The 7,997-nt window shown below is 47.4% G+C and carries 6 protein-coding genes, 1 tRNA gene and 1 pseudogene; 5 read left to right on the top strand and 3 right to left on the bottom strand.

Features of this window, described 5'->3' with window-relative positions:
• Window positions 1-329 precede the first annotated feature (329 nt).
• Both ACIQZ3_RS02840 and acs read right to left on the bottom strand, forming a co-directional pair.
• Window positions 330-420 (bottom strand) — tRNA-Ser (locus ACIQZ3_RS02840).
• A gap of 59 nt (window positions 421-479) precedes the next feature.
• Window positions 480-2,453, bottom strand: a complete 1,974-nt coding sequence (acs, locus tag ACIQZ3_RS02835; RefSeq protein WP_397390144.1) for an acetate--CoA ligase — start codon at window positions 2,451-2,453, stop codon at window positions 480-482.
• Between the two features lie 167 nt (window positions 2,454-2,620).
• Here acs and ACIQZ3_RS02830 point away from each other — a divergent pair, with 167 nt between their 5' ends.
• Genes ACIQZ3_RS02830 through ACIQZ3_RS02810 form a run of 5 tightly spaced genes read left to right on the top strand, consistent with a single transcriptional unit; the run spans window position 2,621 to window position 6,794 of the window.
• Window positions 2,621-4,144, top strand: coding sequence for a fumarate hydratase (locus ACIQZ3_RS02830; protein ID WP_397390142.1), 1,524 nt, complete (start codon window positions 2,621-2,623; stop codon window positions 4,142-4,144).
• A gap of 40 nt (window positions 4,145-4,184) precedes the next feature.
• The gene (murI, locus tag ACIQZ3_RS02825; protein ID WP_397390140.1) at window positions 4,185-4,991 is read left to right on the top strand and encodes a glutamate racemase; all 807 of its coding nucleotides are present in this window, start codon (window positions 4,185-4,187) and stop codon (window positions 4,989-4,991) included.
• A complete protein-coding gene (locus ACIQZ3_RS02820) occupies window positions 4,988-5,680 on the top strand; it encodes a TonB family protein (RefSeq protein WP_397390138.1) in 693 nt (230 codons plus the stop codon). The genes murI and ACIQZ3_RS02820 overlap by 4 nt, the downstream gene beginning before the upstream one ends.
• A gap of 5 nt (window positions 5,681-5,685) precedes the next feature.
• A complete protein-coding gene (locus ACIQZ3_RS02815) occupies window positions 5,686-6,378 on the top strand; it encodes a MotA/TolQ/ExbB proton channel family protein (RefSeq protein WP_397390136.1) in 693 nt (230 codons plus the stop codon).
• A 2-nt stretch (window positions 6,379-6,380) separates the two neighbouring features.
• Entirely contained in the window at window positions 6,381-6,794 is a 414-nt protein-coding gene (locus ACIQZ3_RS02810) for an ExbD/TolR family protein (protein ID WP_397390134.1), read from the top strand.
• Between the two features lie 350 nt (window positions 6,795-7,144).
• On the opposite strand, the pseudogene ACIQZ3_RS02805 reads toward ACIQZ3_RS02810, so the two are convergent.
• Window positions 7,145-7,621 (bottom strand): annotated as a pseudogene (locus ACIQZ3_RS02805) (DUF6036 family nucleotidyltransferase); the annotation flags it as partial.
• Window positions 7,622-7,997 lie beyond the last annotated feature (376 nt).

Raw genomic sequence — 7,997 nt, 5'->3', positions numbered from 1 at the left:
TCTGACATCTATTTCCCTTGATTTTGGGCTTTAAAACCCAGATAACTGAATTATCAAAATGCCATTACTAGCGCTAATAATGATATTTTTTAGTTTAACTTAGCCCCAACCCTCCTTGGCTCGGCATTAGCCTGCCTACACAGGGAATTAATGGTGATTTCAAGGCGCCAATCAAAGATTGGCCTGGAATCCAGTCATTTATCCAGAATGCTCCCTCCCGATCCATCCAGAACTGCAAATTCAGACAATGTTTTACTGGTGGGTAGAGTGGTGGGTAGAAAGCCCCGAAAAAGAAAGAGCCCCGTGGTTAGGGGCTCTTAGGGTGCTACTGGCGGAAGGGGCGGGATTCGAACCCGCGGTAGGCTATTAACCTACGCACGCTTTCCAGGCGTGTGACTTAAACCGCTCATCCACCCTTCCGTACAGCTGATGATTATACGTTTGCCGGAAGGATTGCCTCTAAAAGTGTGATGAGCAACTTATACGGACTCTTTGAGTTGCTCCAAAATCGCTGGATTCTCTAGGGTTGAAGTGTCTTGAGTCACCTCTTCACCTTTCGCAATCACGCGCAGCAAGCGACGCATGATCTTGCCAGAACGGGTCTTAGGTAAGTTATCGCCAAAGCGCACATCCTTAGGCTTAGCGATAGGACCAATCTCTTTGCCAACCCAGTTACGCAACTCAGTGGCAATCTTCTTAGCCTCATCGCCTGTTGGACGACCGCCTTTAAGAACCACGAATACGCAAATGGCTTCGCCAGTCATATCGTCAGGACGGCCAACTACCGCAGCTTCAGCAACTAATGAATTGGCAACCAAGCAAGATTCGATTTCCATCGTGCCCATACGGTGACCGGAAACGTTCAACACGTCATCGATACGACCAGTAATGGTGAAGTAGCCGGTATCTTTGTTACGGATTGCGCCGTCACCTGCTAGATACAAGGTACCACCCAATTCTTCTGGGAAATAAGACTTTACGAAACGATCCGGATCATTCCAAATCGTACGAATCATGGAAGGCCATGGACGCTTTACAACCAAGATACCGCCTTGACCGTTTGGAACGTCTACACCGGCTTCATCCACAATCGCCGCCTGAATACCTGGCAATGGCAATGTGCATGAACCTGGAATCATTGGTGTTGCACCTGGCAATGGTGAAATCATGTGACCACCAGTTTCGGTTTGCCAGAAAGTATCGGCGATTGGGCAACGTGAGCCACCGACATTCTCGTAGTACCACATCCAAGCTTCTGGATTAATTGGCTCACCTACAGAACCTAAGAGGCGCAATGAAGATAAGTCATAGCTCTTTGGATGCACTGATTGATCATTGCTAGATGCCTTGATCAAAGAGCGAATCGCTGTTGGAGCTGTGTAGAAAATCGTTGCTTTGTGTTTTTGGATCATGTCCCAGAAACGGCCAGCATTTGGATAGGTTGGAACGCCTTCAAATACGATCTCAGTGGCGCCAACTGCGAGTGGGCCATAAGTAATATAAGAGTGGCCTGTTACCCAACCGATGTCAGCAGTACACCAGAAGACGTCATTTGGTTTGATGTCAAAAGTCCACTTCATTGTGAGAATCGCCCACAAGAGGTAGCCACCAGTGGAGTGCTGAACGCCCTTTGGCTTTCCAGTAGACCCTGATGTGTAAAGAATAAATAATGGGTGCTCAGCGCTGACCCACTCTGGCTCGCAAGTGGCCGATTCATTCGCTACGATTTCTTGCATCCACACATCACGACCTGCTGTCATCGTGACATCAGAACCAGTGCGCTTGTTAACGATGACATGCTTTACCTTCGGGCATTCGCCAGTAGACAAGGCTTCGTCACAAATTGCTTTCAATGGCAAGGACTTGCCGCCACGGAATTGGCCGTCAGCAGTAATAACAGCAACAGCACCTACGTCAATAATTCGGTCACGCAAAGCTTGAGCAGAAAAACCACCAAACACGACAGAGTGGATTGCACCGATACGGGCACAGGCTTGCATCGCTACAACGCCTTCGATCGTCATGGCCATATAAATGATTACGCTATCGCCAGACTTGATGCCCATCTTACGGAGTGCATTTGCCATTTTGCAAACGCGCTCGAGCAAGTCTTGGTAAGTGACATTGGTAACAGAACCATCATCAGCTTCAAAAATAAGCGCAGTTTTATTACCAAGACCATTTTCAACTTGGCGGTCCAGGCAGTTATAAGAAGCATTGGTTGCGCCATCTTCAAACCACTTATAAAAAGGTGCTTTAGACTCATCCAAGACTTTTGTGAAGGGTTTCTTCCAGAACATATTTTCTTTAGCAAGACGGCTCCAGAAACCCTCGTAATCTGAGTTGGCTTCAGCACAAAGCTTGTTATAAGCTTCCATTCCAGGAATGGCTGCAGACTTAACAAAGTCTGCAGGTGGGTTAAATACGCGGTTTTCTTGCATCAATGGTTCCATGCTTCACAGCCCTTCTATTCAATAATCAGTCGTCTTTTTCTGCAAAAATAGTGCAGAGTTAGGGAAACGCATCCCCAAGAGCTAATAAGATAAGTGAAAACACGCTAGATTTGCTCTATGGCAAACCCTTAAAATAGAAGAAACCTGACACAATCAAGCCTAAAACCATGACAAATATCAAACAAAACGACCTTATTCAAAGCGTTGCAGACGCATTTCAGTTCATTTCTTACTACCACCCAAAGGACTTTATCTCCGCTATGGGTAAGGCTTACGAGCTCGAACAAGGCGCGGCAGCTAAGGATGCGATTGCTCAGATTTTGACCAATAGCCGCATGTGCGCAGAAGGCCACCGCCCGATGTGCCAGGACACAGGCATTGCAGTCGTTTTTCTCAAGATTGGCATGAACGTTCAGTGGGGCGACGCCACCATGAGCGTCAGCGAGATGGTGAACGAAGGTGTTCGTCGGGCCTATATGAATCCAGACAACCCATTACGAGCCTCTGTATTGACTGATCCAGCAGGTAAACGCAAAAACACGGGTGATAACACCCCAGCTGTGATTCATTATGAAATCGTACCGGGCGATGATGTGGAGGTGATTTGCGCTGCCAAAGGCGGGGGTTCTGAGAACAAAGCCAAGATGGTCATGCTCAACCCTTCTGACTCGATCGTCGACTGGGTACTCAAGACTGTCCCAACCATGGGTGCTGGCTGGTGCCCTCCCGGCATCCTAGGCATTGGTATTGGCGGAACCCCAGAAAAAGCGATGCTCATGGCTAAAGAGTCCTTAATGGGCCCTGTAGATATCCAAGAATTGATCGCACGCGGCGCAAAGACTCGTGCTGAAGAACTCCGCTTAGAGCTCTACGAGAAGGTGAATCAACTCGGTATTGGGGCACAAGGCCTCGGTGGTTTAGCCACTGTTCTGGATATCAAAATCATGGAATACCCAACGCATGCGGCTTCATTGCCAGTGGCGATGATTCCAAACTGTGCCGCAACCCGTCACGTGCACTTCCACCTGCATGGCGATGGCCCAGCGATATTAGAAAAGCCATCTTTATCTGATTGGCCAGATGTCACTTGGACTCCAGACACTAAAAAATCCAAGCGCGTGAATTTAGACACCCTAAGCGGGGAAGAGGTGGCTGGCTGGAAAGCAGGTGAAACGCTGCTCCTGAACGGCAAAATTTTGACCGGTCGTGATGCCGCTCATAAGCGTATTGCCGATATGCTGGCCAAAGGTGAAGAATTGCCAGTAAGCTTTAAGAACCGTGTGATCTATTACGTGGGTCCGGTTGATCCAGTAGGCGGCGAAGCAGTTGGCCCAGCAGGACCAACCACCTCAACCCGTATGGATAAGTTCACAGAGATGATGCTATCTCAAACTGGCTTGATCTCAATGATTGGTAAAGCAGAGCGTGGTCCTATTGCAATTGAAGCGATCAAGAAACATAAATCAGCCTACTTAATGGCCGTTGGTGGCGCCGCTTACTTAGTTTCTAAAGCAATTCAGACGGCTAAGGTAGTTGGCTTTGCCGACCTGGGCATGGAAGCCATTTATGAATTCGATGTCAAAGATATGCCAGTAACAGTAGCGGTCAGCTCCGCAGGTATTTCAATGCACGAGACTGGTCCAAAAGAATGGCAAGCAAAAATTGCCGGCATTCCAGTCAAGATTGTTTAAGACAACTGTCAACAGCAATGCATAGTTAAGCAGCCTTTACTTGGCACTCATCGGGGTATTTGATTCTGGCGTTGGAGGCCTATCCATTTTGGATGAGGCTTTGCGCCAACTTCCCTCACATAACTACATATATCTAGCCGACTCCATCAACGCTCCTTATGGAGAAAAATCGAGCGAGTGGATTGCCTCACGCAGTATGGAGCTCTGTCTATATTTGGCGGCGCAAGGCTGTAATGCCATCATGGTTGCCTGCAACACTGCCACCGCTGAGGCCATTGCCAAGATTCGTAATGAGCTCAGCACCATTCCGATCATCGGCGTAGAGCCAGGCATCAAGCCTGCAGCAATGCAGTCAAGCAATAGCATTGTTGGCGTACTCGCAACCGAGGCCACCCTCAAGAGCGATAAATTTAGCGCTTTACTAGCCACCCTACCCAATTGTCAGTTTGTTAAACAAGCGGGTGCCGGCTTAGTTCCCCTGATTGAAGCAGGCCAAGCCAATGGCGAAGCAACTTTAGAGTTACTTGCTGAGCACCTCGAGCCCATTCAGGAGGCGGGGGCAGATACTCTTGTTCTAGGGTGCACACATTACCCTTTCTTGCGAAAAGCTATACGTAAATTATTGGGGGATTCAATTAATCTCATTGATACCAGCGAGGCGGTAGTACGCCAACTCAAACGAAAACTGGAATCGCAGGGTGAGCGCTTAGATTATGATGAATATGGCTCTATTAAATTCATCAGCAGTAAAGATGCGCAGAAATTGCATCACATGGCACAAGAACTCATGCAATCAAACCTGGATAAACACAGCATTGAATCTCAGTTGGTGAGCTCCTTTACATGAGAGGATTTTTCAGTCAAATGAATGCGTATTTGCCATTCAATCAGACCGAACGCATCATCATTGGCATTGTGATTGCCTTACATTTATTGTTTCTGATTGGCTTTCAGAGCGGCATGAAGCCTGACAACGATAACAATCTAGATGATGCTCGAGTGATGGCCAATCTAGTTAGCCCTGAGGCCGCCAAACAGCCCCAAGCCGCCCCAGCTGCGCCCCCACCAAAACCCAAACAAGAGCAGAAGAAGGCTGTGGATGAAAAATCCACGCAAGCGCCAACACCGCCACAAAACCAACAACAGGCTCCCACCCCGCCCTCACCACAGCAATCTAAGAGCGAATCACAAGCCCCAAATGCTACGGTTGCACCAGCGACTACCTCTGGAACCAGCGGCACACCAATCCAGACTGACATTGGTAAACTGGTTGTTGTATATCAACCAGATGCAGATGCTTACTACCCTTCTTTCTCCAAAAGATCTGGAGAGCAAGGTGAGGTAGCGGTGAGATTGATCATTGATGAATCAGGTAACGTTGAGGATGTTGCCTTATTGCGTTCCAGCTTATTTCCAAGATTAGACAGAGCGGCAACGGAGATTGGTCGTCGTTATCGATTTAAACCATTTTTAGTTAATGGCTCGCCCCAAAGAATTTCCACCAACCTTTTAATTAAATTTAATTTAAAGAATTAATCATCATGAATACACCATTTGGCTTAGCAAATTTATGGCTTGAGGGCGATGCTGTTACCCGCTTTGTAGCGCTTGCCCTTCTCGCTTGCTCTATCGTAACCTGGGTCATCTTGCTGTCACGCTTTTGGGATTTGCGCAATCTACGCAAACTCAAGCCAGAGTTAGATCAATTTTGGCGCGCTACTTCCTATGATCAGGGTTTAAATGCATTCTCTAGTCATGCAAGCAATCCCTACTATCGCATTGCTAAGGCGGCAAGCAGCGCCTCCACTCACCATCAGAGTCAGTCCACCAATCATCGCGAACTCTTGCAGACACTGAACTATTCCGAGTGGATGGCAAGAAGCCTAAAAAACAGCCTTGATGGTGTAGCAGCGCAATTCCAAAAAGGCCTCACCTTCCTAGGTTCTACTGGCGCCACCGCCCCCTTTATTGGCCTGTTCGGAACTGTTTGGGGCATCTATCACGCTTTGATTGCGATTAGCAGCTCTGGTAGCGCGCAGATTGATCAAGTGGCAGGCCCGATTGGCGAGGCACTCATCATGACCGCATTAGGCTTGGCAGTAGCGATTCCAGCAGTATTAGGCTTTAATGCGATCAACCGTGCCAATAAATTATTGCTGGCCGATCTCCATCGCTTTGGCAATGATCTCCTCGCTTACTTTGTGACTGGTGCCCGCGTGAAGTCCGGAGAATAAACATGTCTTTTAATCTTCAGAGCGATCCGGAAGAAAGCGGCATCATGGCCGAAATCAACATGACTCCGATGGTGGATGTCATGCTGGTGCTTCTCATCATATTTATCATTACCCTACCAGTCATTCAGCAGGCCGTAAAGGTTGAACTACCCAAAGCCAACAGCGTGCGTAATGAAGTCAAACCAGAGTCAATACAGCTCTCGATTGATGCCCAGGGCAACATATTCTGGAATAGCACCCCCATTGATTTGAAAACTTTTGATGGCTATGCAGAAAAAGCCGCCCAGAAGGAACCGCAACCAGAAATTAATTTGCGCGCCGATAAATCCGTTAAATACGAATACGTTGCTCAAGTACTGGCAGCTTCACGCCGCGCTGGGTTAACAAAATTAGGATTTGTGACTGAGCCTAATTAAGATTTCTTGGGGAAGCTGCATTGCTCTTGATGGGTTTTTGCGCCCTCACCGAGGGTTGAAGTGGCAACATTCACCGGAATACGCACCCGGAGCGGTTCAGTCATTGAAATTTTGATCTGCCACTATGCTTCATAAAGTAATTTATTATCAATGCATACACATCGATAATGCTAATTTTATGGCCATACCTATACTTATCGATGACATAACATCGTTTATTGGGGCATCTCAGTGCTAATCAAGATTAGCAAATCCCAGGATCTAGGCTTATTGATTAGGGCAACCCGTAAACATCAAAAGTTGCGTTTGGGCGCTAGCGGCCTAGGGCTATGGCGAACACTTAAAAAGTCTTAAGCGACCATCTCTTGCAACCCAAAATCCAAATCCTGCTTGGGGGCTCCATAGATCTTAGGTTCAGCTTGCTTGGCGATACTGACGGCGCTATTAATATTTTGACGAACTTCTTTCATGCTACCGATATACCCACCAATAGCTTCGTTGGCACGCTCTTCAATCGCCAGAGCGCTAGTGAAGCCAGAGCGCACCAAGTCCGAAATATCGTGCCTATCGTTGCCAGATAAACGAGAAATCTTGCTCACCGCTAAATCTACAGGTAACAGCAAATTAACCTTAATAAATTTAAGACCAGCATCCAACGGCACTGAGTCTTTTAAATAATCTTCATGCATCAATTCGAAAGTAGAGTTGTAGTTGGTGTCAAAAAATAAGGTTTGCACACCCTTCTCTGCCATATCGACTTCAACCGCCAAATCTTGCGGGATAAGAATGCGAGAACTAAATTCAGCATCCACATCATAGGTTGATCTAGCGGCAGTATAAAAATGCGCTGCAACACCTCCAGCAACAAAAACTCCTAACGGTTTAGAGAGCTCTAGACGCTCCTCTAATTCACGTAATAGCGAATAACACGTTGAGCAAGCGGAGTGTCAGTGTGCAAGCTTATGGGCTTATTACTCACGCATGAATCCCATACTTAAATTTACTTGCAAGCATATCGCGCAAACGGGGTAGACTGACTTCTACGGCATGGCAGGCTTCTAGCGTAATAGCCACCTTAGCTGCCAGCACTTTTCGGCTAGTCCAGTCAATGACTGCCGTCAGTTACACAAAGCCTTTGGCCATGGGGATGTAGGTGGTGACCTGTCCTGGTTTTATCGGACCAACTTCATCTAGAAACTCTGG

The sequence above is a fragment of the Polynucleobacter sp. genome (assembly GCF_044342855.1).
In the GTDB taxonomy this organism is placed as follows: domain Bacteria; phylum Pseudomonadota; class Gammaproteobacteria; order Burkholderiales; family Burkholderiaceae; genus Polynucleobacter.
This window is presented reverse-complemented; position numbering and strand designations above follow the sequence as displayed.

What these genes read in the sequence shown, in the direction of transcription:
- ACIQZ3_RS02810 (WP_397390134.1), top strand. Translation starts at nt 6,381, where the DNA reads ATGTCTTTTAATCTTCAGAGCGATCCGGAAGAAAGCGGCATCATGGCC.
- acs (WP_397390144.1), bottom strand. Translation starts at nt 2,453, where the DNA reads ATGGAACCATTGATGCAAGAAAACCGCGTATTTAACCCACCTGCAGAC.
- ACIQZ3_RS02815 (WP_397390136.1), top strand. Translation starts at nt 5,686, where the DNA reads ATGAATACACCATTTGGCTTAGCAAATTTATGGCTTGAGGGCGATGCT.
- ACIQZ3_RS02820 (WP_397390138.1), top strand. Translation starts at nt 4,988, where the DNA reads ATGAGAGGATTTTTCAGTCAAATGAATGCGTATTTGCCATTCAATCAG.
- ACIQZ3_RS02830 (WP_397390142.1), top strand. Translation starts at nt 2,621, where the DNA reads ATGACAAATATCAAACAAAACGACCTTATTCAAAGCGTTGCAGACGCA.